Source organism: Cumulibacter manganitolerans (assembly GCF_009602465.1).
GTDB classification, from domain to species: domain Bacteria; phylum Actinomycetota; class Actinomycetes; order Mycobacteriales; family Antricoccaceae; genus Cumulibacter; species Cumulibacter manganitolerans.
Genome location: NZ_WBKP01000006.1, coordinates 94,217 through 119,320, shown reverse-complemented (window position 1 = coordinate 119,320; position 25,104 = coordinate 94,217). Strand labels below are relative to the sequence as shown.

The window sequence follows — 25,104 nt, the reverse complement described above, 5'->3', positions numbered from 1 at the left end:
CTTCGACGACCGGGTGCTCGATCGCGGATTCGTGCGCGCCGGGACGGCGCCCGCGCTGTGGCTCGCGCGGCACGCCGCCACCTTCGACGCCGCCCTCGACCGGTCGGTCACCGGCGCGGGGGCCGCGAGCGTCGCGCTCGCCGACCGCACCGAGACCCTCGAGCGGGGCGGGGTGGACGGCGCCGTCGAGGGCCTCGCGTCCGGCGTGCGCCGGCTGGGCCGCCTGGCGCGCCGTCCGCAGACCGGGCTGCTGCACCAGTACTACATCCAGGCCGCGTGCGTGCTCGCCGCGGCGATCGTCGTCCTCATCATCGTGAGGTGAGCGTGCTTTCGCTGATCGTGTTCCTTCCGCTGCTCGTCGCGGCCGCCCTCGCGGCCGTGCCGGCCGTCGGCGACCGGGCCGCCCGCTGGGTGTTCCTGGCGCCCACCCTGGTCGAGGTGGTGCTCGTCGGCGTCGTCTGGGCCGGCTACGACACGCCGGCGCCGGGCGAGCTGGCGTACGAGCAGCAGGTGCCGTGGATCCCCGGCGTCGGGACCAGCTACCACGTCGGCGTCGACGGGCTGTCGCTGCCGCTGGTCGCGATGACGACCGTCATCTTCGCCGCGGCCGCGGTCTACGCCCTGCGCGAGCGCGACCGGCCACGCCTGCAGGCCGCGTTGTTCCTGTTCCTCGAGGGCGTCTCGCTGGGGGTGTTCGTCTCGGCGGACCTCATCATCTTCTTCGTCTTCTTCGACCTCTCCATCGTGGCGATGTACTTCTGCATCGCCGGGTGGGGCCACGGCGATCGCGCCCGGTCGGCGCTGAAGTTCTTCCTGTACACCTTCCTCGGCTCGCTCAGCCTGCTGGCCGGGTTCATCGGGCTGTACGTCGCCGCGGACCCGCACACCTTCGACATGGTCGAGCTCGCGCAGCATCCCGCGCTGGCCGGCGGCACCGCCGGCGGCCTGGTGCTGGCCGCGATCGTGCTCGGGCTCGCGGTCAAGACACCCACGTTCCCGGTGCACACCTGGCTGCCGCCCGCGCACACCGACGCGCCGGCGATCGGGTCGGCGGTGCTGGCCGGCGTGCTGCTGAAGATGGGCACCTACGGGTTCGTGCGGATCGCGATGCCGATGCTGCCGGACGACTGGCGCGCCTGGGCGCCGGTGATCATCGTGATCGGCGTCGTGTCGGTGCTCTACGGCGCGCTGGTCGCCCTGGCCCAGCGCAACCTCAAGCGGATGATCGCCTACACGTCCGTCAACCACATGGGCTACATCGTCCTGGCCGTCGGCATCGCCGGCGTGGTCTCGACGAGCACGAGGCAGGCGCGGGAGGTGGCGGTGACCGGCGCCGTCACCCAGATGGTCAGCCACGCGCTGATCACCGGCGCGCTGTTCCTGCTGGCCGGCGTGATGGGCGAGCGCACCGGCAGCTACGACATGGACGAGTACGGCGGTCTCGCCGGGCCCGCGCCGCGGTACGCCGGGCTGTTCGCGGTCGCCGCCTTCGCGTCGCTCGGCCTGCCGGCGTTCTCCGGGTTCATCGCGGAGTTCCAGATCTTCACCGGCAGCATCGCCGTCGCGCCGGTGACCGCGGTGGCGCTGCTGGGGATCCTGCTCACCGCGGGGCTGTTCCTGCGCGCCGTCCAGCGCGTCTTCACCGGCGAGACCCGCGGCCGGTCGGTCGGCTTCGGCGACCTCCGCCCGAGCGAGCTGTGGGCGGCCGGGTCGCTGATGGCCCTCGCGCTGCTCATCGGCGTCCTGCCCGGCCCGCTGCTCGATGTGATCGAGCCGGCGTCGCGGACGGTCGTGTCGCTGGTGGCCCGGTGACGCGCGCGTGCTGAGCGACGTCCGCGCGGTCCTGCCGGAGGCGCTGCTGCTGGTGACCGCGCTCGTAGTGCTGGTCGCCGGCTCGTTCTCGCCGCGCACTCGCCAATGGCCGGGGCGCGTCGTGACCGCGGTCGGGCTGCTGAGCGCTGCCGTCGTCGCGGTGGTCGACCTGGCCGACCCGCCGGCGACGATGCAGAGCGGCTCGGCGTTCGAGGGCACCTTCGCGCTCGGCACCGCCACCGGCGTCGGGCGCATCATCGCGATCCTGGCGAGCCTGCTGATCGTGCTGCTGGCCGGCGACGAGGTCCGCGACCACCCGCGGGAGAGCGAGGTCTACGTCCTGCTGCTGCTGTCGACGACCGGCGTCCTCGTGGTCGGCGGGGCGGCCGACTTGCTGCTGCTGGCGGTGGGGTTCCTGCTCGCCAGCATCCCGCTGTACGGGCTGGTCGGGGTGATCCACAGGCCCGCGTCGGCCGAGGCCGCGCTCAAGGCCTACCTGATGGGCGCGTTGTTCGGGATCTTCCTGCTGCTCGGCGTGACCGTGCTGTGGGGGATCGGCGGCGTCACCACGTACGGGGAGCTGCGCGGCGCGCTCGCGCAGGCGCCGTCGGCGGCGGTCGCCGGGGGAGGGCTGCTGGTGCTCGCCGGCCTGCTGTTCGAAGCGGGCGGCGTGCCGGCGCACTTCTGGGTGCCCGACGCGGTGCAGGGCAGCTCGAGCACCGCGGCCACCTACCTGTCGACGGTCCCCAAGATCGGCGCCCTCGTGGCGGCCTACCGGCTCGTCGAGCAGCTGCCGGGGCCGCAGACCTGGGCCTGGCTGGTGGCGGTGCTGGCCACCGCCAGCATGACGCTGGGCAACCTCGCCGCCTACGCGCAGCGCGACCCGCGCCGGCTGCTGGGCTGGTCGACGGTGAGCCAGGTGGGGTACGCGCTGGTGCCGGTGTCGGTCGCCGGCCACACCCCGCTCGCGCTGCCGTCGCTGCTGCTGTACCTGGCCGCGTACGCCGTGACGAACATCGGCGCGTTCGCCGTCGTGGCAGCGCTGCCGCAGTGGCGGACGCTGGAGTCCTACCGCGGGCTGTCCCGCTCCCGGCCCTGGCTGGCGGGGTCGCTGCTCGTCGTCCTGCTGGGCTTGCTGGGGACGCCGCCCGCGGCGATCTTCGTCGGCAAGCTCACGACGGCGTCCGCCGCGTGGGACGGTGGGTTCGCGTGGCTGGCGATCGTCGTCCTGCTCAACACGGTCCTCAGTCTGTTCTACTACCTGCGGTGGATCGTCCCGGCGTTCCAGCCGGCGGTGGACGGCGACCGGCCCCAGCCGGTGCCGTGGGCGGCCGCTACCGCCGTCGCCGCCGCCGTCATCAGCCTGCTGCTGGGCGCGGCGACGGGTCTGCTGTGGCCGCATCTGGTGGGCTGACGGCCTGCTCGGACCGGTCTGCGGCGTACTCCGGTACCGAACCATGCACGTTTCGGTACCGAAGTGCGCCGCGAACGAGCCGGCTGGCGGTCAGGGCGCGGAGGCTTCGTCGGCCGGTTCCTCGGCCGGCTCGTCGGAGGGCGCGGGACTGCCGGGGTGGCGCAGGCGGCGCTCGGTGAGCGCGGTGTCGAGCGCCCACGAGCCGGCGACGACCAGCACCACCACCGCGAGCGCGAGCAGCACCCAGCGCAGCCACGCCAGCGAGCCTGCCCAGACCGGCAGAACGGCGAGCACCGCGACGACGAAAGCGACCGCGGACGCCGCCCACCACCACGCCGGGGCGACCCGGTCGGTGACCTTCAGCGGTGCGGGGGCCGGGGTGCTGCGCGGGCCCATCCGCACCACCGAGGTGCCCTCCGGCAGGTGCGCGCGGACGGCGTCCACCACGAGGTCCGGCGCCAGCCAGGTCTCCGGGGTGATGTCGAGGCTGGTGCCGTAGTCGCTGGTCAGGAGGTGCCTACCGTCGTCCCACCGCTGGTCGAGGGCGATCGTGTTCCAGCGTTCCTGGCGATCGGGGCGGTCGGTGCTGCGCACCGTGATGCCCTCGGCGCCGATGATCAGCCGCGTCGGGTGGCTGCGGGCGCTGAGGCCGTACGCCGGCCGGGACCTGAACACCTCGCCGTCCGGGGTGAACGGCGCTCCGCCGGCCGGTTCCGCCCAGCGGCGCACCGGCGGGTCGGTGCGGCGCATCGCCAGCACCGTGGTCGCGCCGATGCTGTCGAGCTGGCTGCCGACGAGGTCGGCGGAGACGGTGCCCACCATCCGGCGCTCGAGCGCCAACGACCACGGCACGCTGTTCAGCGCGCCGAGGGCCTGCCGGTGCAGCAGCTCGTGGGCGCCGCGGGGGCTCGCCGCGGCGCGCTCGTACATCGCCAGCCGGCGCTTGACGTGCGCCTCGAGCTCGCCCTCGACGAGCTTGCGCGAGACGAGCACGGTCAGCGACTCCGCCGCGATGTCGGCGACCTTGGCCTCGCGCTCCGCGTCGACGTCCGCCCACACGACGCTGTGCACGGCGGTGGGGCCGAGCGTCATGGGGCTGCCCTGCACGGTGAGCTCGCGCCCGTAGCGGCGCCCGAGCGCGTATCCGATGCGCGAGCGCATGATCTCGGTGGTCAGCCCGGCCGCCGCGCGGTCCCGGTCGAGCCGGTTGGGGTCGGTGGTGATCAGCCCGCTGAGGCTCACCGTCGGCGTCTCGGTGGCCAGCAGCGCCGGCATCGTCAGCGTGCCGGCCGGCAGCTCGGGGACCGGCCGGTACTCGCCCGGCGGGAGCGGGACCCGCAGCGTGGTGGCCTTCGTGCCGCTGATCGCCAGCACGGCGTTCTGCGCGGTGAGGTAGCGGGCGACCCACGCCTGCACGTCCTCGGCGGTCAGCTGCGCCAGCGAGTGCTCGGGGTACGAGCCGGACGCCCACCGGGGACCGAACCGGTGCCGCAGCACGCCGAGGTGCTCGGCGGCGCTCGCGCGCTGGTCGAGCTCGGCGGCGGTCCGCGCCTTCTCCAGCGCCCGCGCGTCGAGACGCGCGTTCGCCGCGGTGCTGATCCAGTGGCTGACCGCGCCGATCTCGTTGGCGACGGCGAGCGCGTTGCCGGCGAAATGGAAGCTCATCGTGGAGGCGCTGACCGTCACCGGGCAGTCCCGGGTCTCCTGGTCGGCGGCGGCGCTGGCCAGGTGCCCGATCAGGTGGGTGATGCCGCGCTCGTGCAGCGCCTCGTCGGAGGTGCCGACCCGGAAGGACAGGGTCGCCCTGGTGCGCCCTCCGACGGGTGCGAACAAGGTGGTGACGCCGTCGATGGTGCTGCGGGTAGCCGCGTTGCGGAGCACGTTCGGGACGTCGCCGCCGGCCTGCGGGGTGCTGGTCTGCTGCGTCGATTCCACGCCGACGAGGCTACGTCATGCGCCCCGGCCGATATGGTCGTCTCATCCGGGCGGGTGATCCCGCAGTGGGCAGAAAGGCAGAGTGAGCAGCATGCGAGTCGGCGTACCCCGCGAGACGAAGAACAACGAGTACCGGGTGGCGCTCACGCCTGCCGGTGCGCGGGAGCTGCACCTGCGGGGCCACGAGGTGCTTGTCGAGACCAACGCCGGCGTCGGCTCGGCGATCGAGAACGACGAATACGTGCTCGCCGGTGCCCGCATCGTCTCCTCCGCGGACGACGTGTGGGGCGAGAGCGACCTGGTCCTGAAGGTCAAGGAGCCGACGTCCGAGGAGTACCGCCAGCTGCGCTCGGGGCTGACCCTCTTCACCTACCTGCACCTCGCGGCGTCCCGCGAGACCACCGAGGCCCTGATGTCCAGCGGCATCAACGCCATCGGCTACGAGATGGTGCAGACCGACGACGGCCGGCTGCCGCTGCTTGCACCGATGTCCGAGGTCGCCGGCGCCCTCGCGCCGCAGATCGCCGCGCACGCGATGCTCAAGCCCAACGGCGGCCGCGGGATGCTGTTCGGGGGAGTGACCGGGGTGTACGCCGCCCAGGTCGTCGTCATCGGCGCCGGAGCCAGCGGCATGCGCGCGGCCCAGATCGCCGCCGGCATGCAGGCCCGCGTGGTGCTGATGGACAACAACATCGCGGCGCTGGCCGCGGCCGACCACTTCTTCCGCGGCGCGGTGCAGACCGTGGTGGCGACCACCGACTCCGTCGAGCGAGCGGTGCTGGCCGCGGACGTCGTCATCGGCGCCGTGCTGGTGCGCGGCGCGAAGGCGCCGCACGTGGTCACCAACGAGATGGTCGCGGCGATGAAGCCCGGGTCGGTGCTGGTCGATCTCGCCGTCGACCAGGGCGGCTGCTTCGAGGACACCCGCCCCACCAGCCACGACGACCCGACGTACCGGGTGCACGGCTCGATCTTCTACGCCGTCTCCAACGTGCCCGGCGCGGTACCAGCCACCTCCACGGTCGCCCTGACGAACGCGACCCTGCCGTACGCCGTGGCGCTCGCCGACCGCGGGTTCGAGACGGCGACCGCGACCGATCGGGCGCTCGCCGCGGGCGTCAACGTCGCCGGCGGCACGCTGGTCGCCGAGGCCGTCGCGGCCGCGCACGGCTTCGAATGGCAGCCGTTCGGTGGCTGAGCCGGCCCGCACTGCCGAGCGGGTCGCCCGCGCCTACCTCGACCATCTGGCCGTCGAACGCGGCCTCGCCGGCAACACGCTCGCGGCGTACCGCCGGGACCTCTCGCGGTACACCGCCTGGCTGGCCGGTCGCGGGCTGCACGAGCTGAGCGACGTCCGTACCGCCGACGTCTCGGGGTTCGCCGCGCACGTCCGCGAGGGCGACGACGAGCATCCCGCGCTGTCGACCACCTCGGCGGCGCGGACCGTCGTCGCGGTCCGCGGCCTGCACAAGTTCGCCGCCCGCGAGCGCCTCGTGGACGCCGACGTGGCGCACGACGTCCGCCCGCCCACACCGCGCAAGCGGCTGCCCAAGGCGCTCGACGTGGCCGACGTCGAGCGGCTGCTCGAGGCGGCGCTGCACGACGACTCGCCGCTGGCGCTGCGCGACCGGGCGCTGCTGGAGTTCCTGTACGGCACCGGTGCCCGCATCTCCGAGGCCCTCGGGCTGGACGTGGACGACATCGACCCGGCCACCCGGGCCGTGCGGATCCGCGGCAAGGGCGACAAGGAACGCATCGTGCCGGTGGGCTCGTTCGCCCTGCAGGCGATCGAGGCCTACCGGGTGCGCGCCCGCCCGACGCTGGCCGCGGCGGGACGCTCCACGCCGCGGCTGTTCCTTAACTCCCGCGGCGGTCCGCTGTCGCGGCAGAGCGCCTGGGCGATCCTGCGCGCCTGCGCCGAGCGCGCCCAGCTCACCGGCGACGTCTCCCCGCACAGCCTGCGGCACTCCTTCGCCACCCATCTGCTGGACGGTGGGGCCGACGTCCGCGTCGTGCAGGAGCTGCTCGGGCACGCGTCGGTCACGACGACGCAGGTCTACACCCTCGTGACTGTCGACAAGCTGCGTGAGGTCTACGCGACCAGCCACCCACGCGCCCGATAGCGGCGGACCCGCTGCTCGAGGCCGATAGACTTTGTCGGCAACCGCCCGAGAGTCCGACCGAGAGGTCTTGATACCGCATCATGTCGTACCCGCCAGATAACGCTCCTGAGCAGGACTTTCATGCCGACCTTGGGGTCGATGAGCCGCCCACCTACCGGGTCGACGAGCACCTCGATGCGGCCGATCCGGGAGCCGGTCAGGGCGCCGCACTCGGGCCGGTGACCCCCGTCGTCGAGGGCGTGTCACCGACAATGTCTCACTCTCAACCTGAGGTCGAGAGTGGATCGCACAGCGACCCTCGACGTGACCTCGAGGGTGCTCCCTCCGCGGCGGACGCGGACGCGGCGAACAGCGGGGAGGCGGTGACGACGGAGAAAAAGCGCCGCGGCGGCATGGGCGAGGACCCCGCGAAGGCACGCCAGCGTCCGCTGCCGGATCCGCGCCCCGTGCAGGCAACCGGCCCGGCCGCCGTCCTCGCGGTGTGCAACCAGAAGGGCGGCGTCGGCAAGACCACCTCGACGATCAACCTCGGCGCGGCGCTCGCGGAGTTCGGTCGCCGGGTGCTGCTGGTCGACTTCGACCCGCAGGGCGCGCTGTCGGTCGGCCTCGGCATCGCCCCGCACGATCTGGACCTCACCGTCTACAACCTGCTGGTCGACCGTGCCGCCAGCGCGCAGGACGTCGTGCTGCGCACCCGGGTCAAGAACGTCGACCTGCTGCCGGCCAACATCGACCTGTCCGCGGCCGAGATCCAGCTGGTCAACGAGGTGGCGCGCGAGCAGACCCTCGAGCGGGTGCTGCGGCCGCTGCTGCCGCAGTACGACTACATCCTCATCGACTGCCAGCCCTCGCTCGGCCTGCTCACCGTCAACGCGCTGACCGCCGCCCGCGGCGTGCTCATCCCGCTCGAGTGCGAGTACTTCTCGCTGCGCGGTGTGGCGCTGCTGATCGACACCGTCGAGAAGGTGCGCGACCGGCTGAACCCCGACCTGGAGCTCGAGGGCATCCTCGCCACCATGTACGACCCGCGCACCATCCACGCGCGCGAGGTATTCACCCGCATCGTGGAGGCGTTCGGCGACACGGTCTTCCAGACCACCATCAACCGCACCGTGCGCTTCCCGGAGACGACCGTCGCCGGTGAGCCGATCACGTCCTGGGCACCCACGTCGCCCGCCGCGGAGGCCTACCGCAACCTCGCGCGCGAGATCCTGGCCCGCGACGACCAGCCGTGACGGAGGAGGCGGGGGACGCCCCGGCGTCCGTCGGTGACGCGTGGGCGTCCCACGGCGACGCTCCGGCGTCCGACAGGGACGCTCCGGCGTCGGTCGGAGACGCGTTGGCGTCCGACGCGGGGGAGGGCTCGGCGTCCGACCAGGCCGCGCCACCGGACATGCAGCTCGCTGATCCCGAGGCGGGGCACGACCGTGCCCGGTTCACCGTGCACCTCACGAACTTCGAGGGACCGTTCGACCTGCTGCTGCAGCTGATCAGCAAGCACAAGCTCGACGTGACCGAGGTGTCGCTGTCGAAGGTCACCGACGACTTCATCGCGCACATCCGCCGCGACGGCGACTCGTGGAACCTCGCGCAGGCCACCGAGTTCCTGCTCGTCGCGGCCACCCTGCTCGACCTGAAGACCGCGCGCCTGCTGCCGAGGGCGGAGGTCGACGACGAGGAGGACCTCGCGCTGCTGGAGGCCCGCGATTTGCTGTTCGCCCGCCTGCTGCAGTACCGCGCGTACAAGCAGGTCGCCTCGGCGATCGCCGAGATGATCCGGACGGCCGGACGCCGCTACCCGCGCGGGGTGTCCCTCGAGCCGCGCTACGCGGAGGCGCTGCCCGAGCTGCTGATCGGTGTGGGACCCGAACGGTTCGCCCGCATCGCCGAGCGGGTGATGACGCCCAAGGAGCCGGAGACCGTCCGCCTGGACCATCTGCACGCGGCGCAGGTGTCGGTCGGCGAGCAGATGTCGCTGATGCGCGAGCGGTTGGCCCGAAGGAAGCAGCTCACCTTCCGGGAGCTCACCGAGGACTGCACGCATACCCTGGAGGTGGTCGCGAGGTTCCTCGGTCTGCTCGAGCTCTATCGCGACAAGGCGGTCATGTTCGAGCAGGTCGCGCCGCTGGGCGACCTGAACGTCCGCTGGTGCGCCGACGACACCGCCGAACCGCGACCGCCCGCGCACGACCCCGACGAGGAATACGCATGACCGATCCCCAGCCGCCCGACGAGCCGGCGAACGCCGAGCCGGCGACGTCCGACGACTCGACACCGTCCGACGGCTCGACACCGTCCGACGGGTCGCCGCGTCTCGACGTCGCTTCGCCTAGCGGCTCCGCTCGCTCGACGACCGTGGCGGGGCAGCCCGTCGAAGAGGGCTCGACGACCGTGGCGGGGCAGCCCGTCGACGACGGCTCGACGACCGTGGCGGGGCAGCCCGTCGACGACGGCTCGACGACCGTGCGGGAGGCGATCCAACGGTCGTCGAGCGAGCGAGGAACGAGCGACGTCGAGACGCCGCAAGCCGACAGCGTCACCGCGCCGGGTCTTGACGTCACCGCGCCGGGTCTTGACGTCTCCTCGCCGCGTCTCGACGTCGCTTCGCCTAGCGGCTCCGCTCGCTCGACGACCGTGGTGGGGCAGCCGGTCGACGACGGCTCGACGACCGTGGCGGGGCAGCCCGTCGACGAGGGCTCGACGACCGTGGTGGGGCAGCCCGTCGAGCAAGGGCAGCCGGTCGAGATCGAGCTGCCGCCACGGCCCGCCGACGGCGAGGAAGCTCGCGAGAGCGACCAGCTCATGACGATCCTGGAGTCCGACATCAACCCGGCGCTCGAATCCGTCCTGCTGGTGGTCGACACGCCCACGCCGACGGTCGACATCGCGCGCGCGATCGGCATCGGCGAGGACGTCGCGCTGGAGCACCTGCAGGCGCTGCAGGCCGAGTACGACGAGCAGGGCCGCGGCTTCCAGCTGCGCGAGGCCGCCGGTGGATGGCGGCTCTACACCCGCGAGCAGTTCGCCCCGGCCGTCGAGCGCTTCGTGCTGGACGGCCAGAAGACGCGCCTCACCCAGGCCGCGCTGGAGACCCTCGCGGTCATCGCGTACCGGCAGCCGGTGACCCGGGCCCGGGTGTCGGCGATCCGCGGCGTCAACGTCGACGGCGTCGTCCGCACCCTGCTGCTGCGCGAGCTGATCGAGGAGTCCGGGCACGAGGAGGGCTCCGGCGGCGGGTTGCTGTCGACCACCGGGCTGTTCCTGGAGAAGCTGGGGCTGCGGGACCTGGGCGAGCTGCCGCCGATCGCGCCGCTGCTGCCGGACGTGGACCCCGACATGGACGAACGACTCGAGTCCGGCTTGGCCGCGCTCGCGGATCTGGAGATGGACTGATGAGCAAGACCTACGACGTCGACCTCGGCGGCGAGTTCTACGACGAGGACGACGAGGAGTTCGCGCTCGCCGACGCCGAGTTCGATCTGCCCCGCCAGGACGCCCCGGCGGCGTCCGACGACCAGCACGACCCCCGCGGCGAGCGCCTGCAGAAGGTGCTGGCGCGCGCGGGCGTCGGCAGCCGCCGCGTCTGCGAGGACCTCATCTCGCGCGGGCAGGTCACCGTCAACGGCAAGCGCGCCTCGCTCGGGATGCGCGTCGACCCGCAGAGCGACATCGTGCAGGTGGACGGCGCGCGCATCGAGACCCGCGACGACATGGTGTACCTGGCGTTCAACAAGCCGGCCGGCGTCCTGTCGGCCATGAGCGACGACCGCGGCCGGTACACGATCGCCGACTACATCGAGTCCTACACCGAGCGCGGCATCCGGCTGTTCCACATCGGGCGGCTCGACTCCGACACCGAGGGCCTGCTGCTGCTGACCAACGACGGGGCACTCGCGCACAAGCTCGCGCACCCCTCGTTCGGCGTCCAGAAGACCTACATCGCCGAGATCATCGGCCCGGTGGCGAAGGACGTCGGCAAGCGGCTGCGCGCGGGCATCGAGCTCGAGGACGGGCCGGCGCGGGTCGACTCGTTCCGGCTCATCGAGCAGTTCGGCAACCGGGTGATGGTCGAGGTGGTGCTGCACGAGGGACGCAAGCACATCGTGCGCCGGCTGCTCGAGGCCGTCGGGCACCCCGTGCAGAGCCTCGCCCGCACGAAGTTCGGTCCGGTGCACCTGGGCGCGCAGCGCTCGGGCATCATCCGTCCGCTGAACTCCAAGGAGATCGCCGACCTGCACGCCGCCGTCCAGGAGTAGCCGGGCCCGGCCGCCGAGGCACGGCCACGCCCGACGGCCCCGACCCGGGACGTTCTGCGGGGCAGCCAGACACGGTATCCGCCCGATAGCGTCACTGGCTGCCCCGCAGAACGGCGAGCCGCAGGCACCTGGGCGCAGGCCGGTAGACTTGACCGGATGCCCTCGTCGGAAGGGCTGCGACCGGAAGGGGAAGCCGTGGCCGTGCGTGCCGTCCGTGGCGCCGTGCAGATCGACCGCGACGAGGTCGCGGCGCTGCACGAAGCGACCGCCGAGCTCGTCACCGAGGTGATGAACCGCAACGGACTCACCATCGACGACATGATCAGCGTCATCTTCACCGTGACGCCGGATCTGACGAGCGACTTCCCGGCGCATGCGGCCCGCCTCATGGGCTTCACCGACGTCCCGCTGATGTGCTCGACCGAGATCCCGGTCGCCGGCGCGATGCCGCGGGTGATCCGGTTGATGGCGCACGTCGAGACCGACAAGGCGCGCCAGGACATCCAGCACGTCTACCTCCGCGGCGCCGCCGCCCTCCGCAGGGACATCGCCCAGTGACGTTGCGTGGAGTCATCGCCATCGACGGCCCGTCCGGCTCGGGCAAGTCGAGCGTCTCGAAGGCGATCGCCCGCGAGCTGGGCATGCGTTACCTCGACACCGGTGCGATGTACCGCGCCGTCGCGTACGGCGCCGCCCTGGAGGGCATCGACGTCGAGGACACCGCCGCTGTGGAACGGTTCTCCCGCGAGATGGACCTGCCGATGCCGACCGATCCCGACGACCAGCGGATCGTCGTCAACGGCACCGACGTCACCGACGCGATCCGCACCTCGGCGGTCTCGCTGATCGTCTCCGCCGTGGCGACCAACCTCGGCGTACGCCGCGAGCTCGTGCGCCGCCAGCAGCAGATCATCGCCGGCGGCGAGATCGTCCTCGAGGGCCGCGACACCACGACGGTGGTCGCGCCGGACGCCGAGGTGCGCATCCTGATCACCGCCCACCCCGAGGCGCGTGTGGCGCGGCGGACCGCCGAGCTGCACGACGAGGTGACGAGCGCGACGATGTCGCAGACCGTCACCGAGATCGTCGACCGCGACGCCAAGGACGCCACCGTCACCAACTTCCACACCGCCGCCGACGGTGTCGTCACCCTCGACACCTCGCACCTCGATCTCGCCGGGTCCATCGACGCCGTGCTGCAGATCATCGCCGATTCCGACCGAGAGCAGGCACCGTGACCGACCCCGAGATCCCCGAGTGGGTCACCACCGAGCTGGCCGAGCTGCAGGGGGAGGGCGGCGGTGACGACGTCGAGGCGCTCGCCCCCGCACCCGTCGTCGCCGTGGTCGGGCGCCCCAACGTCGGCAAGTCGACGCTCGTCAACCGCATCCTCGGCCGGCGCGCCGCCGTCGTCCAGGACGTTCCCGGTGTCACCCGCGACCGCGTCAAGTACGACGCCAACTGGAGCGGACGCCGGTTCACGCTGATGGACACCGGCGGCTGGGAGCCCGACGCCGAAGGGCTGCAGGGCGCCGTCGCGCTGCAGGCCGAGCACGCGATGAGCACCGCCGACGTGATCCTGTTCGTCGTCGACTCCTCCGTGGGCGCCACGACGACCGACGAGGCCGCCGTCCGGTTGCTGCGCAAGGCCAAGGTCCCGGTCATCCTGGTCGCCAACAAGGTGGACGACGAGCGTGGCGAGGTCGATGCCCTGGCGCTGTGGAACCTCGGCCTCGGCGAGCCCTACCCGGTCTCCTCGCTGCACGGCCGCGGATCCGGCGACCTGCTGGACGTGCTGCTCGAGCACCTTCCCGACGCGCCGCGGGAGAGCTACGCGTCGTACGGCGGACCGCGCCGCGTGGCGCTGGTGGGCCGGCCGAACGTGGGCAAGTCCTCGCTGCTGAACAAGCTCGCGAAGGAGACCCGCTCGGTCGTCGACAACGTCGCCGGCACGACCGTCGACCCGGTCGACTCCGTCGTGTCGGTGGGCGGCGAGGACTGGCACTTCGTCGACACCGCCGGGCTGCGCAAGCGGGTCAAGAACGCCGCCGGCGCGGAGTACTACGCGTCGCTGCGCACCGCCTCGGCGATCGAGCAGGCCGAGGTGTGCGTCGTCCTGCTCGATGCGTCCGAGCCGATCAACGAGCAGGACCAGCGGATCATCTCGCAGGTGATCGAGTCCGGCCGCGCGCTCGTGCTGGCGATGAACAAGTGGGACCTCATGGACGAGGACCGCCGCGTGATGCTCGATCGCGAGATCGACCGCGAGCTGGTGCGCATCCCATGGGCGCAGCGCGTCAACATCTCGGCGCTCACCGGACGGGCGGTCGACAAGCTCGCCCCGGCCATGCGGACGGCGCTGGAGTCGTGGGACGCGCGGGTGCCCACCGGGAGGCTCAACGCCTGGCTGTCCGAGGTGGTCTCGGCGCATCCGCACCCGGTGCGCGGCGGCAAGCAGCCGCGCGTGCTGTTCGCGACCCAGGCGTCGTCCCGCCCGCCGCGGTTCATCATCTTCACCACCGGCTTCCTCGAGCCGCAGTACCTGCGGTTCCTCGAGCGGCGGATGCGCGAGGACTTCGGATTCGTCGGCTCGCCCATCCGGATCAGCGTCAAGGAGCGCAAGCGCCGCGAGCGCTGATCCGTTCCTCCCGGCCGCCCGACCGCGGGCCCGGGCGCCGGATGCGGTGGCTTTTTACCCGCTGCCGCCAGATGCGGTGGGTAGTACGCCGATAAAGCGCGATTACCGGGGCACAACCCACCGCGAGAGGGTCGCGAGACTACCGCGAGAGCGGCGGAGCGGCCGCCGGAGACGGCCGCGCGAGCCAGGCGAGACCCCGGCCGCCGGCGGAAAGCGTCGCCCTGACCTGCGAGTATCAGGCCGTGCCGATCGTGATTCCCGCCGAGCCGTCGTTCCCAACCCAGAGCGAGCAGCGCGTCTTCGAGGTGCTGCGTGCGCAGCTGTCCGAACGCGACCTGCTGATCTGCGGCCAGCGGATCTCGACCGCCGACCGCGACTACGAGATCGACTTCGTCGTCGTGCTGCACGGGCTCGGCGCCGTCGTCGTCGAGGTCAAGGGCGACGGCATCGCGGCCGGGCCCGACGGCTGGACGATGCGCTACCGCGCCGGGACCGAGCGGATCGACCCGATCGGGCAGGCCTACGACAACAGGTACGCCCTCATCACCTGGCTGCGGCAGCACTCCAGCCTGAAGAACTACTCGAGCTGGGCGCACGCCATCGTCATGCCGTTCTACGCCGTCGCCGACGACTTCGCGCTGCCGGACGCGCGCCGCGAGCAGGTCGCCGGCAGCAACGACCTGTGGCGGCTGGCGGACTTCCTGGCCGACCTGCTGCGCGACCGGTCGGTGGTGCGGCCGTTCGGCGAGGCCGACACCGAGCGGATCCGGCTCGCGCTCCGCGGACGCTCGCTCCCGCAGCGCGACCTCCAGGCGAGCGCGGCGGCGAACGACGAGCTCGTCGAGCGCCGCACCGAGCAGCAGGCGCTGATCCTGGACGTCGCGGCGATGCTGCCGCGGATCCACGTGCGCGGCGGTGCGGGCACCGGCAAGACGTGGCTCGCGGTGGAGCACGCCCGGCGGCGCGCCGCCGCGGGCGACCGGGTCGCGCTGATGTGCTACTCGCGCGGCCTCGCCGCGTGGATGCAGCGCCGCGTCGAGCAGCTGCCGGCGGGGCAGCGGCCGGCGTACGTCGGTACCTTCCACGGCCTCGGCGCGGCGTGGGGAGCGCCGATCAAGGGCGACGACGACAGCGGCTACTGGGAGAGCGAGCTGCCGGCGCTGATGGTGGAGCAGGCCCGGTCGAAGGCTCCCGGCGAGCTCTTCGACGCGATCGTGATCGACGAGGGCCAGGACTTCGCCGACGACTGGTGGCTCGCCGTCCTGGCCGCCGCAGCCCACGAGGACTCCCGCCTCGCGGTCTTCACCGACGAGGGCCAGCAGGTCTTCTCGCGGTTCGGGCGCATCCCCGCCGGTCTGGTCCCGCTGGTGCTCGACAAGAACCTGCGCAACACTCGCCAGGTCGCCGCCACGTTCCAGACGCTCGCGCCGATCAGGATGGCGCTCGGCGACCTCGACGGACCGCAGGTGCGGCTGGTCGAGTGCGCCGCGCACGACGCGCTCGACACCGCAGACGCGGAGGTCGACCTGCTGCTCGACGAATGGGCGCCCCGCGACGTCGCGCTGCTGGCCACCGGCTCGCGGCACCCCGAGCAGCGCGCCCGGCAGGAGGAGGGTCAGGACGAGTACTGGCGGTCCTTCTGGGACGACGACCAGGTGTTCTACGGCCACGTGCTGGGCTTCAAGGGGCTGGAGCGCAATGCGATCGTGCTCGCCGTGAACGACGAGCGGGATGATCCGCGCGCCACCGAGAAGCTCTACGTGGGCCTGTCGCGGGCGAGGGAGCAGCTCGTCATCTGCGCCGATCCGGCGTACATCGAGAAGGTGGGGGGCCGGGAGGTGCTCAGCAGCATGCGCGCCGGCGGCTGACCGGCCGCCGCACGACGGGCTGGATGCCGGGGGGCCGGATGCGGTGGCTTCCACCCCCTCAGGCGGGATGCGATGGCTTCCGCCGCGCTCCCGCGAGATGCGGTGGGTGGTACCCCGCTAAACCGCGATTAGCGGGGTAGTACCCACCGCGAGACGGCGAACGCGAGGCGGCTACCCAGCGGCGGGGGCGCGGCGGCTAGCGGGTCGCGGCGACCCGATCGGGCAGGCAGTGCTCGGCAACCAGCTCGAAGGAGCGCATCCACGCCTGCCGCTCGACGGCGTTCGAGACCAGGATCAGCTCGTCCGCGGCCGTCTGCTCCCGGAAGCGGGCGAGGAAGTCGCGGACCTGCGCGCCGGTCCCCACGCCGGCGTACGTCATCATGTGGTCGACCTGCATGCCGCCTGCGCCGGCGAGGTGCTCGTCGACCTCCGCGTCGGTGAGGTTGCGGCCGCGGCCGAACAGCGACCGGAAGCGGGCGCGCCGCGACAGCTCGCGCTGACGCTCGGCCTCCTCCTCGGTGTCGGCGGCGATGATGCCGGCGCCGGCGATGACGTACGGCGCGGCGAGCTGCTCGGAGGGCTCGAAGCGCTGGCGGTACACGGTGATCGCCTGGTGCAGGGCGTCGGGGGCGAAGTGCGACGCGAACGCGTACGGCAGGCCGAGCGCGGCCGCGAGCTGCGCGCCGTACAGCGAGGAGCCCAGGATGTACAGCGGCACGTGCGTTCCCTTGCCCGGGTTGGCGCTGACCCGCGGCACCCGCGACGTCTCGCCGAGGTAGCCCTGCAGCTCGAGGACGTCGTTGGGGAAGGTGTCGGCCGCGGACGCCGTACGCCGCAGCGCCTGGGTGGTGACCGGGTCGGTGCCCGGGGCGCGACCGAGGCCGAGGTCGATCCGCCCGGGGTAGAGCGTGGCGAGCGTGCCGAACTGCTCGGCGATGACCAGCGGCGAGTGGTTGGGCAGCATGACGCCGCCGGAGCCGAGCCGGATCGACTCGGTCTGCGAGGCGACGTGCCCGATCAGGACGCTGGTGGCCGAGGAGGCGATCGTCGGCATGTTGTGGTGCTCGGCGTACCAGATCCGCTGAAAACCCCACCGCTCGGCGCGTTGCGCCAGCTCGACGCTCGCGGCGAAGCTGTCGGCGACGCTCTCGCCGCGGCCGATGAGCGCCAGGTCGAGGATGGACAGTGGTACGTCGAAGGAACCCATGCCGACACTGTATGCGCGCCCGGGGATAGGTTGACCGGAGCACTCATCGCCGGCCGCAGCGCCGCGCAACCCCTTGAGGAGATCGCATGACCGACACCACCCGCATCGTCCTGGCCGGCCGCCCCACCGGTGAGCCGACGCACGACGACTTCCGCACCGAGACCGTCGCGCTGCCCGAGCCGCGGGACGGCGAGGTGCTGCTGAAGACCCGCTACCTGTCGCTGGATCCGTACATGCGCGGCCGGATGAACGACGCCAAGTCGTACGCCGCGCAGGTCGAGATCGGCGATCCGATGGTCGGCGGCACGGTGTCGGAGGTCCTCGAGTCGCGGGCCGACGGGTTCGCCCCCGGAGACGTCGTGCTGGGCTACGCCGGATGGCAGACGCACTCGGTGGAGAAGGCCGCGGGCCTGTTCAAGCTCGACCAGAAGCAGCCGCTGTCGACCGCGCTGGGCGTGCTGGGGATGCCCGGGTTCACGGCGTACGCCGGACTGCTGATCCTCGGCAAGCCGCAGCCGGGGGAGACCGTCGTGGTCGCCGCCGCCACCGGCCCGGTCGGCTCGGCCGTCGGGCAGATCGCCCGCATCAAGGGCGCGCGTGCCGTGGGCATCGCGGGCGGCCCGGAGAAGGTCGCCTACCTCAAGGAGCTCGGGTTCGACGCCGCGGTCGACCACCGCGCCGACGACTTCGTCGCGCAGCTCGAGGCGGCGACCCCGGACGGGATCGACGTGTACTTCGAGAACGTCGGCGGCAAGGTGTGGGACGCGGTGCTGCCGCGCATGAACGAGTTCGGCCGCGTGCCGGTGTGCGGTCTGGTCTCCGGGTACAACGCCACCGCGCTCCCGGAGGGCCCGAACCGGGTGCCGGCCCTGATGGGTGCGGTGCTGCAGAAGAGCCTCACGCTGCGCGGGTTCATCCAGCGCGAGTTCGCCGACCAGATGCCGCAGTTCCGCCGCGAGATGAGCCAGTGGATCGAGGAGGGCAAGGTGCAGTACCGCGAGGACATCACCGACGGCCTCGAGAACGCGGTCGACGCGTTCATCGGCATGCTGCGCGGCGCGAACTTCGGCAAGGTCGTCATCAAGGTGGCCGAGTGAGCCACACCGATCTGGTGCTGGTCGACGTCGTCGACAGCGTCGCCACCGTCTCGTTCAACAGACCCGCCAAGCTCAACGCCCTCGGTCCCGGCTCGTCCGCCGCGCTGCACGACGCGCTGCAGGCGATCTCGCGGCGGGACGACGTCCGGGCCGTGGTGCTCACCGGGGAGGGCCGGTCGTTCTGCGTCGGCCTGGACCTCGAGTCCGACTTCGGCGGGGACGTCGTCGCGACGTACGCGAGCATGCGGGAGAGCGTGGCGACCGTCCTGCTGATGCGTTCGATGCCGCAGCCGGTCATCGCCGCGGTGCAAGGGAACGCGGTCGGCGGCGGGTTCGCCTTCACGACCGCGTGCGACATCCGGATCGCCGGACGCGACGCGCGGTTCGTGGCGCCGTTCGCCTCGATCGGCATGTCGGCGGGCGATCTGGGGCTCACCTGGCTGCTGCCGCGGATCATCGGTCCGGGGCGGTCCGCGAAGGTGTTCTACACCGGCGATCCGCTCCTGGCCGACGAGGCGGCGGCGATCGGGCTGGCCGACGAGGTCGTCGACGACCCCCGCGCCCGCGCGATCGAGATCGCCACGGCGATCGCGGCCAAGCCGCCGTTCGGCGTCCGGCACTCGAAGGAGTTGCTGAACGCGAGCATTTACGGCCAGGGCTACCACGAGCACCTGGAGACCGAGCTGCGCTCGCAGGTGGTGTGCTCGCTGTCCGCCGACTTCGCGACGGCCAAGCAGCAGTTCGCCGCCGCCCGCAGGAAGTAGCGGCCGGTCTGTCGGCGTACGTCGTCTCGACGTCGCTCGTGCCTCGCTCGCTCGACGACCGTGGTCTCATGTCACGTCGGGTCGGGTGCGTCGTCTCGACGTCGCTCGTGCCTCGCTCGCTCGACGAGCGTGGTCTCATGTCACGTCGGGTCGGCTTGCGTCGTCTCGACGTCGCTCGTGCCTCGCTCGCTCGACGAGCGTGGTCAGGTCACGGTCGTCGAGCGAGCCGGAGCGCCAGCGGAGGCGACGTCGAGACATGGTGCGGAGGAATTGTCGGCTTGCGGCGTCTCGACGTCGCTCATGCCTCGCTCGCTCGACGACCGTTGCTGGCGCTCCGTCGACGGCCGTGCCGGGCTAGCCGATGAAGCCCTCGTCCTTCAGGAACTCCTTGGCGACGTCGGCTTCCTTGTCGCCGTCGATGTCGACCTTGCCGTTGAGCTCCATCATCTTCTCGTTGTCGAGCGCCTCGGCGATCTTCTTGAACATCTTCGCCAGGTCGGGGCTCTTGTCGGCCACCTCGCTGCGCACGGTCAGCGCGGCGTTGTAGGGCACGAAGAACTTCTTGTCGTCCTTGAGCGCGACCAGGTCGTTGGCCTTCACGCGGCCGTCGGTCGTGGTGATCTCGCCGACCGTGCAGTCCTTGCCGACCTGCGGGTACACCAGGTTGAAGTCGAGCTCGGTGATCTTGAACTGCATGCCGTACGCCTTCTCGACGCCGGGCAGGCCGTCGTCGCGCTGCAGGAACTCGCTGGCGGCGCAGATCGTGGACTTGTCGGCGTTCTTGTTGAGGTAGGCCGCGAGGTCGGACATCGTCTTGATCTTCTCCTTCTGGGCGACGTCCTTCTTGATCGCCAGACCGTAGGAGTTGTTGAGCGGCGACGGGCCGATCCACGTGACCTTGTTGGCCTTGTCCGCGTCCGAGACGGCCTTGAACAGGTCCGGGGGCAGATTGGTCGTGGTGTTGCCGAGGATGTTCACCCACCCGGTGCCGGTGTAGTCCCAGTACATGTCGATCTCGCCGGAGGTCAGGGCGGCGCGGACCGTCGCGGTGCCGCTGATGCCCGTCTTGTCCTCGGTCTTGCCGCCGGCGGCCTGGATCGCCGCGATCGTGATCTGGCCGAGGACCTTGTTCTCGGTGAACTCCTTCGAGCCGACGACGAAGGACTCGCCCTTCAGGTCGTAGTCCTTCGCGAGCGATCCGCCCTTCGCCGCGTCGCCGCCGCTCTGGTTCACGTTGGTGTCGCCGGCGCAGCCGGCGACGGCGAGCGCGAGCGTGGCGGCGGCCGCGGTCAGTGCGGTGCGGAACGTTCGGTGCATTCTCATCGGTTCATCTCCTGTACGGCATCGTGCGATTGCGGGTGGATTCACAGCCCCTTGGGGCGCAGCAGCTGCTCGGCGACACCGGCGAGGTAGTCGACGAGCAGGGCGAGGACGGCGGTCAGCGCGGCACCGGTCACGGTGACGAGGATGCGGTTGGTCGACAGCCCGGCGATGATGATCTTGCCGAGCCCGCCGGCATTGATGTAGGCGGCGAGCGTCGCCGTGCCGACGTTGATGACGAGCGCGGTGCGGACGCCGGCGAGGATCACCGGTACCGCGAGCGGCAGCTCCAGCTTGCGCAGCACGGCGCCGCGGGACATGCCCATGCCACGGCCGGCCTCGAGCACCGTCTCGTCGACGCCCTGGATCCCGACCATGGTGTTGCGCAGCACGGGCAGCACGGCGCACGCGACGAGCGCGATGACCGACGCGCCGAAGCCGATGTAGTTGAACGCGACGGCCATCAGCGCGATGAGGCCGATGGTGGGGACGGCCTGGCCGATGTTCGCGACCGTGATGAGTGCGCCGCGGAACCTCCGCGTCCACTGCCGGGTGAGCGCGATGCCCAGCGGGACGGCGATCGCGAGCACGATGACCGTGGAGAACACGGTGAGCAGCAGGTGCTCGCCGGTCGCCCGGAGGATGTGCTGCAGCCCGAGAGAGCGGGCCTCGATCGAGTCGATGTCCTTGGTGTTGATGGCGATCGCGATCGCGGCGATGATGCCCAGCAGGAACAGCGGCATGCCGATCCAGCGCCACACCGAGCGGCTGCGCGGCGAGGGCGCGACGACCGCCGTACCGGTCTCGGCGAGCGCCTCGTCGGGCGTCTGGGTCGTGGCGCTCACGGCAGGTCCTCGGCGTACGGCGAGCCGGCGTCGTGCACCGCTGCATCGTCCTGCGAGCCGGTCGGGATCGCGCTGCGCTGGGTCTCGATGTGCGCGGCACGCAGGTTGCGGATCGACTCGTTGATCGCGTCGATGTCCACCACGCCCTGGTAGCTGCCGCGCGAGTCGGTGACGATCGCGACCGAGTAGTTCGCGGTGACCATCTCGTTGAGGGCGTCGTTGAGCGTCGAGTGCGGCGCGACGATGGCTCCGGCGGGGGAGCCGAGCTCGCCGAGGTGCCGCTCGCCGGCCCGGTTGAGGTCGGTCGGGCTCACCCAGGTGCGGGGACGGCCATGCGCGTCCAGGACCAGCGCCGCCGAGCGGCCGGAGTCCCGGATGACGTTCATCGCCTCGGGGATCGGCGTGTCCTCGCGGACCGTCGGCCACTCCTGCAGCTGGATGTCGCGGACGCGGCTGAGGTTCAGCCGCTTGAGGGAGGCTCCCGAGCCGATGAAGTCGGCGACGAAGTCGTTCGCGGGCGAGGTGAGGATCTCCTCGGGCGTGGCGTACTGCGCGACGTGCGCGCCCTCTTGCAGGATGGCGATCCGGTCGCCCATCTTGATCGCCTCGTCGATGTCGTGGGTGACGAACACGATCGTCTTGCGCACCTCGGACTGCACCCGCAGGAACTCGTTCTGCAGCCGGTCGCGGGTGATCGGGTCGATGGCGCCGAACGGCTCGTCCATGAGCATCACGTCCGGGTCGCCGGCCAGGGCGCGGGCGACGCCGACGCGCTGGCGCTGGCCGCCGGAGAGCTCCTTGGGGTAGCGGCCACGGTAGCGGGCGGCGTCCATCCCGACCATGTCGAGCAGCTCGTCGACGCGCTCCCGGGCCCGGGCCTTGCTCCAGCCGAGCAGCTGGGGGACGGTCGCGATGTTCTGCGCGATCGTCATGTGCGGGAACAGGCCGATCTGCTGGATGACGTAGCCGATGCGCCGGCGCAGCTCATCGGGATCGGAGCCGGTGACGTCGACTCCGTCGAGCACGACGCGTCCGCTGGTCGGCTCGATGATCCGGTTGATCATCTTCATCGTCGTGGTCTTGCCGCAGCCGGAGGAGCCGACCAGCACGACGATCTCGCCGCGCGGGATCTCGAGATCCAGGCTGTCGACGGCCGGCTTGCCGGTGCCGAAGTCCTTGGTGAGCTGCTGCAGCGAGATCATCACGTCGGACGGCGGGGCGGGAGAGCTGCTGTGCTGGGTCATCGAAGTCCCTTCGAGGTGGTCAGCTTGCCGACGAGTGCGAAGAGCCCGTCGAAGATGATCGCGACGATCACGACACCGAGGATGCCCGCGAGCACCATGTTGAGCCCGACGGGCGAGCCGACCCGGCCCAGGCCGTCGAAGATCAGGACGCCGTACCCGGGGCCGAGCACGATCGACCCGATCGCGGCGATCCCGACCAGCATGACGGTGGTGACGCGGACGCCGGCCAGGATCACCGGCCAGGCGATCGGAAGCTGGATGCGCGTCAGGCGCTGGGCGGCGCTCATCCCCATGCCCTGGGCCGACTCGACGACGGCGGGGTCGACCTCGGTGAGGCCGGTGATGGTGTTGCGCACGATCGGCATCAGCCCGTACAGGGTGAGGGCGATGACGACGGGCGGGGTGCCCAGCCCGACGACGGGGAGCAGCAGGACGAAGAAGGCGAACGAGGGAACGGTCAGCAGGGTGCCGGTGATGCCGAGCGCGGCGCCGCGGAGCCGGGGAACCCGGAAGGCCAGCACGCCGATGCCGATGCCGAGCACCGTGGAGGCGACGACCGCGATAGCAACGATCATGAGGTGCTGCAGGCCGAACGTCACCATGTCGTCGCTGCGCTTCTGCAGGAACTCGAAAAACCCCACACAACCTCCTCTCGGCCCGTTCCGGGTCCGGTCCAGCCGGTGCAGCGCCACTGGCATGAGGCTGCAAGGTCCCTCGACGTTAGTCGGCTCCAGCGCTTCACAGGCGTAGAAATGCGAAACAGTTACCGAGCCGGTGCCGGACCGACCTCCGCTACGCTGCGGACCATGGGATCGAGCAAGGGCGCGTTCGGCTCGCCGGTGGAGCTCGCGGTCGGCGACCGTACCGTGCGGATCTCCAACCCCGCCCGGCCCTACTTCCCGCAGCTCGGCATCACGAAGCTCGACCTCGCGCACTACTACCTGGCGGTGGGCGAGGGGATCGTGCGTGCGCTGCGCGAACGGCCGTGCATGCTGCACCGCTTCCCGGACGGCGTCACGGACGACGCCGGCAAGATGCTGCAGAAGGTGCACCAGAAACGGCTTCCTCGCGGTGCTCCGGAATGGGTGCAGACCGTGCGGCTGCGGTTCCCGCGCTACAACCTCACGGCGGACGAGCTCTGCGTGACGGAGCTGGCCAGCGTGATCTGGGCGGTGCAGATGTCGACGGTCGAGTTTCATCCCTGGAACAGCCGGCGTGCCGACACCGAGCAGCCGGACGAGTGGCGCATCGACATCGATCCGATGCCCGATGCGCCGTTCGGCCGCGTGCGCCGTACCGCCGAGGTCGTGCGCGAGGTCCTCGACGAGCTCGGGGCGGTCGGGTGGCCGAAGACCTCGGGCGGCAACGGCATCCACGTCTACGTGCGGATCGCCCCGGAGCACGGGTTCAAGGACGTCCGGCGCGGGGCGCTGGCGTTCGCGCGCGAGGTGGAACGGCGGCTGCCGGACGACGTCACCACGACGTGGTGGCGCAAGGACCGCGACCCCGCGGCGGTGTTCATCGACTTCAACCAGAACACCCGCGACCACACGATCGCCTCGGCGTACTCGGTGCGCGGGAACCCGCTCGCCACGGTGTCCACACCGATCACTTGGGACGAGATCTCCGACGTCGAGCCGAAGGAGCTGACCGTCCGCACCGTCCCGGAGCGGTTCGCTCGGCTGGGGGACCTGCACGCCGGGATCGACGAGGCGGTCTACGACTTCACACCGCTGCTGCAGTGGGCCGAACGCGACGAAGCCACCCACGGGGAGCTGCCGGACGAGCCGGACCCGGCCGGCTGAGGAATCGAGGAGGTCGTATGACGCAGCGAGTGCTGGTCACCGCCGGGGGCAACGGAATCGGCCTGGCCGTCACGCGCGCGTTCGCCGCGACCGGTGCGCGGGTACACGTCGCCGACATCGCGCAGGACGCCGTGGCCCGGGCCGTCGAGGCCGAGGGAGTCACCGGCAGCGTCACCGACGTGGCGGACGCCGGGTCGGTCGACGCGCTGTTCGCGGACCTGCGCCGGGAGCTCGGCGGCCTCGACGTCCTGGTCAACAACGCCGGGATCGCCGGCCCGACCGCACCCGTCGACGAGCTCGCCTTCGCGGACTGGCGGGCGGTGGTGGACGTCAACCTGCATGGCACGTTCATGGTCACCCAGCGCGCGATCCCGCTGCTGAAGGAGTCGGACGCCGGCTCGATCATCACCATGTCGTCGGTCGCGGGACGCTTCGGCTACCCCAACCGGATCGCCTACTCCAGCACGAAGTGGGCGCTCGTGGGCTTCGCCAAGACGCTCGCCATGGAGCTGGGGCGGTTCGGGATCACCTCCAACACGATCCACCCCGGCGCCGTCGCCGGTGAGCGCATCGACCGCGTGTTGCGGGGCCGCGCCGAGCAGGAGGGGACGAGCCTCGAGGAGCAGCGTGCGGCGGCCCTGGCCAACCAGTCGGTCAAGGCGTTCACCGACCCGGCGGACATCGCCGCCCTCGCCGTCTTCCTCGCCGGCCCGCACGGGCGGTCGATCAGCGGCCAGGCGCTGCCCATCGACGGGGACTCCAAGTCGACGGTGTGA

At 71.6% G+C, this 25,104-nt stretch carries 22 protein-coding genes and 1 pseudogene; 17 read left to right on the top strand and 6 right to left on the bottom strand.

Annotation, left to right across the window (positions count from 1 at the left end; genetic code table 11):
- From F8A92_RS04015 to F8A92_RS04005, 3 genes and pseudogenes are all read left to right on the top strand, one after another.
- Positions 1–322 (top strand): annotated as a pseudogene (locus F8A92_RS04015) (hypothetical protein); the annotation flags it as partial.
- Positions 319–1,812: a complex I subunit 4 family protein gene (locus F8A92_RS04010; RefSeq protein ID WP_228389173.1), complete on the top strand. Its 1,494-nt coding sequence runs from the start codon at positions 319–321 to the stop codon at positions 1,810–1,812. The pseudogene F8A92_RS04015 and the gene F8A92_RS04010, both read left to right, overlap by 4 nt.
- A gap of 7 nt (positions 1,813–1,819) precedes the next feature.
- A complete protein-coding gene (locus F8A92_RS04005; RefSeq protein ID WP_194291347.1) occupies positions 1,820–3,226 on the top strand; it encodes an NADH-quinone oxidoreductase subunit N in 1,407 nt (468 codons plus the stop codon).
- Positions 3,227–3,316: 90 nt separating this feature from the next.
- On the opposite strand, the gene F8A92_RS04000 is transcribed toward F8A92_RS04005, so the two are convergent.
- Positions 3,317–5,161 (bottom strand): peptidase M16 family protein, encoded by a 1,845-nt coding sequence (locus F8A92_RS04000; protein WP_153503564.1) that lies wholly within the window; start codon positions 5,159–5,161, stop codon positions 3,317–3,319.
- A 91-nt stretch (positions 5,162–5,252) separates the two neighbouring features.
- On the opposite strand from F8A92_RS04000, the gene ald reads away from it, so the two are divergent.
- From ald to F8A92_RS03950, 10 genes are all read left to right on the top strand, one after another.
- The gene (gene ald / locus F8A92_RS03995; RefSeq protein WP_153503583.1) at positions 5,253–6,359 is read left to right on the top strand and encodes an alanine dehydrogenase; all 1,107 of its coding nucleotides are present in this window, start codon (positions 5,253–5,255) and stop codon (positions 6,357–6,359) included.
- Positions 6,352–7,284: a site-specific tyrosine recombinase XerD gene (gene xerD / locus F8A92_RS03990; RefSeq protein ID WP_153503562.1), complete on the top strand. Its 933-nt coding sequence runs from the start codon at positions 6,352–6,354 to the stop codon at positions 7,282–7,284. Before ald ends, xerD begins: the two co-directional genes overlap by 8 nt.
- 362 nt (positions 7,285–7,646) lie before the next feature.
- Entirely contained in the window at positions 7,647–8,519 is an 873-nt protein-coding gene (locus tag F8A92_RS03985; protein ID WP_456064326.1) for a ParA family protein, read from the top strand.
- Positions 8,516–9,496: a segregation and condensation protein A gene (locus tag F8A92_RS03980; RefSeq protein ID WP_228389172.1), complete on the top strand. Its 981-nt coding sequence runs from the start codon at positions 8,516–8,518 to the stop codon at positions 9,494–9,496. The genes F8A92_RS03985 and F8A92_RS03980 overlap by 4 nt, the downstream gene beginning before the upstream one ends.
- On the top strand, positions 9,493–10,677 hold the full coding sequence (locus F8A92_RS03975; protein ID WP_153503558.1) for an SMC-Scp complex subunit ScpB: 1,185 nt from the start codon (positions 9,493–9,495) through the stop codon (positions 10,675–10,677). The genes F8A92_RS03980 and F8A92_RS03975 overlap by 4 nt, the downstream gene beginning before the upstream one ends.
- A complete protein-coding gene (locus tag F8A92_RS03970; protein ID WP_153503556.1) occupies positions 10,677–11,540 on the top strand; it encodes a pseudouridine synthase in 864 nt (287 codons plus the stop codon). The genes F8A92_RS03975 and F8A92_RS03970 overlap by 1 nt, the downstream gene beginning before the upstream one ends.
- A 156-nt stretch (positions 11,541–11,696) precedes the next feature.
- Entirely contained in the window at positions 11,697–12,098 is a 402-nt protein-coding gene (gene aroH, locus F8A92_RS03965; RefSeq protein WP_228389171.1) for a chorismate mutase, read from the top strand.
- Complete coding sequence (gene cmk / locus F8A92_RS03960; protein ID WP_153503554.1) at positions 12,095–12,778, top strand: (d)CMP kinase; 684 nt, start codon at positions 12,095–12,097, stop codon at positions 12,776–12,778. The genes aroH and cmk overlap by 4 nt, the downstream gene beginning before the upstream one ends.
- Positions 12,775–14,178 carry a ribosome biogenesis GTPase Der gene (der, locus tag F8A92_RS03955; RefSeq protein ID WP_153503552.1) on the top strand — a complete coding sequence of 468 codons (1,404 nt, stop codon included), beginning with the start codon at positions 12,775–12,777 and terminating at the stop codon, positions 14,176–14,178. The genes cmk and der overlap by 4 nt, the downstream gene beginning before the upstream one ends.
- Positions 14,179–14,420: 242 nt before the next feature.
- Positions 14,421–16,046 carry a nuclease-related domain-containing DEAD/DEAH box helicase gene (locus F8A92_RS03950; protein WP_153503550.1) on the top strand — a complete coding sequence of 542 codons (1,626 nt, stop codon included), beginning with the start codon at positions 14,421–14,423 and terminating at the stop codon, positions 16,044–16,046.
- Positions 16,047–16,242: 196 nt separating this feature from the next.
- Here F8A92_RS03950 and F8A92_RS03945 read toward each other — a convergent pair whose 3' ends face one another.
- Entirely contained in the window at positions 16,243–17,253 is a 1,011-nt protein-coding gene (locus tag F8A92_RS03945) for an LLM class flavin-dependent oxidoreductase (protein WP_153503548.1), read from the bottom strand.
- Positions 17,254–17,339: 86 nt separating this feature from the next.
- Between F8A92_RS03945 and F8A92_RS03940 the strand changes: the two genes are divergently transcribed.
- On the top strand, positions 17,340–18,350 hold the full coding sequence (locus tag F8A92_RS03940; protein ID WP_153503546.1) for an NADP-dependent oxidoreductase: 1,011 nt from the start codon (positions 17,340–17,342) through the stop codon (positions 18,348–18,350).
- Positions 18,347–19,114, top strand: a complete 768-nt coding sequence (locus tag F8A92_RS03935) for an enoyl-CoA hydratase/isomerase family protein (protein ID WP_153503544.1) — start codon at positions 18,347–18,349, stop codon at positions 19,112–19,114. The genes F8A92_RS03940 and F8A92_RS03935 overlap by 4 nt, the downstream gene beginning before the upstream one ends.
- Before the next feature lie 354 nt (positions 19,115–19,468).
- Here the strand turns inward: F8A92_RS03935 and F8A92_RS03930 are convergent, their stop codons facing one another.
- The 4 genes from F8A92_RS03930 to F8A92_RS03915 are packed head-to-tail and all read right to left on the bottom strand — an operon-like array spanning position 19,469 to position 23,164.
- A complete protein-coding gene (locus tag F8A92_RS03930; RefSeq protein ID WP_153503542.1) occupies positions 19,469–20,437 on the bottom strand; it encodes a glycine betaine ABC transporter substrate-binding protein in 969 nt (322 codons plus the stop codon).
- Positions 20,438–20,478: 41 nt separating this feature from the next.
- Positions 20,479–21,279, bottom strand: coding sequence for an ABC transporter permease (locus F8A92_RS03925; RefSeq protein ID WP_228389170.1), 801 nt, complete (start codon positions 21,277–21,279; stop codon positions 20,479–20,481).
- Positions 21,276–22,523 carry a betaine/proline/choline family ABC transporter ATP-binding protein gene (locus F8A92_RS03920; protein WP_153503540.1) on the bottom strand — a complete coding sequence of 416 codons (1,248 nt, stop codon included), beginning with the start codon at positions 22,521–22,523 and terminating at the stop codon, positions 21,276–21,278. Before F8A92_RS03920 ends, F8A92_RS03925 begins: the two co-directional genes overlap by 4 nt.
- A complete protein-coding gene (locus tag F8A92_RS03915) occupies positions 22,520–23,164 on the bottom strand; it encodes an ABC transporter permease (RefSeq protein WP_153503538.1) in 645 nt (214 codons plus the stop codon). Before F8A92_RS03915 ends, F8A92_RS03920 begins: the two co-directional genes overlap by 4 nt.
- Positions 23,165–23,329: 165 nt before the next feature.
- Here F8A92_RS03915 and ligD point away from each other — a divergent pair, with 165 nt between their 5' ends.
- On the top strand, positions 23,330–24,328 hold the full coding sequence (gene ligD, locus F8A92_RS03910) for a non-homologous end-joining DNA ligase (protein ID WP_153503536.1): 999 nt from the start codon (positions 23,330–23,332) through the stop codon (positions 24,326–24,328).
- 17 nt (positions 24,329–24,345) lie between these two features.
- Complete coding sequence (locus tag F8A92_RS03905) at positions 24,346–25,104, top strand: SDR family oxidoreductase (protein ID WP_153503534.1); 759 nt, start codon at positions 24,346–24,348, stop codon at positions 25,102–25,104.

Bases quoted from the DNA above. Each gene is read 5' to 3' on its own strand.
- ald (WP_153503583.1), top strand. From the start codon at position 5,253: ATGCGAGTCGGCGTACCCCGCGAGACGAAGAACAACGAGTACCGGGTG.
- F8A92_RS03975 (WP_153503558.1), top strand. From the start codon at position 9,493: ATGACCGATCCCCAGCCGCCCGACGAGCCGGCGAACGCCGAGCCGGCG.
- F8A92_RS03970 (WP_153503556.1), top strand. From the start codon at position 10,677: ATGAGCAAGACCTACGACGTCGACCTCGGCGGCGAGTTCTACGACGAG.
- aroH (WP_228389171.1), top strand. From the start codon at position 11,697: ATGCCCTCGTCGGAAGGGCTGCGACCGGAAGGGGAAGCCGTGGCCGTG.
- F8A92_RS03945 (WP_153503548.1), bottom strand. From the start codon at position 17,253: ATGGGTTCCTTCGACGTACCACTGTCCATCCTCGACCTGGCGCTCATC.
- F8A92_RS03940 (WP_153503546.1), top strand. From the start codon at position 17,340: ATGACCGACACCACCCGCATCGTCCTGGCCGGCCGCCCCACCGGTGAG.
- F8A92_RS03930 (WP_153503542.1), bottom strand. From the start codon at position 20,437: ATGAGAATGCACCGAACGTTCCGCACCGCACTGACCGCGGCCGCCGCC.
- F8A92_RS03920 (WP_153503540.1), bottom strand. From the start codon at position 22,523: ATGACCCAGCACAGCAGCTCTCCCGCCCCGCCGTCCGACGTGATGATC.
- ligD (WP_153503536.1), top strand. From the start codon at position 23,330: ATGGGATCGAGCAAGGGCGCGTTCGGCTCGCCGGTGGAGCTCGCGGTC.
- F8A92_RS03905 (WP_153503534.1), top strand. From the start codon at position 24,346: ATGACGCAGCGAGTGCTGGTCACCGCCGGGGGCAACGGAATCGGCCTG.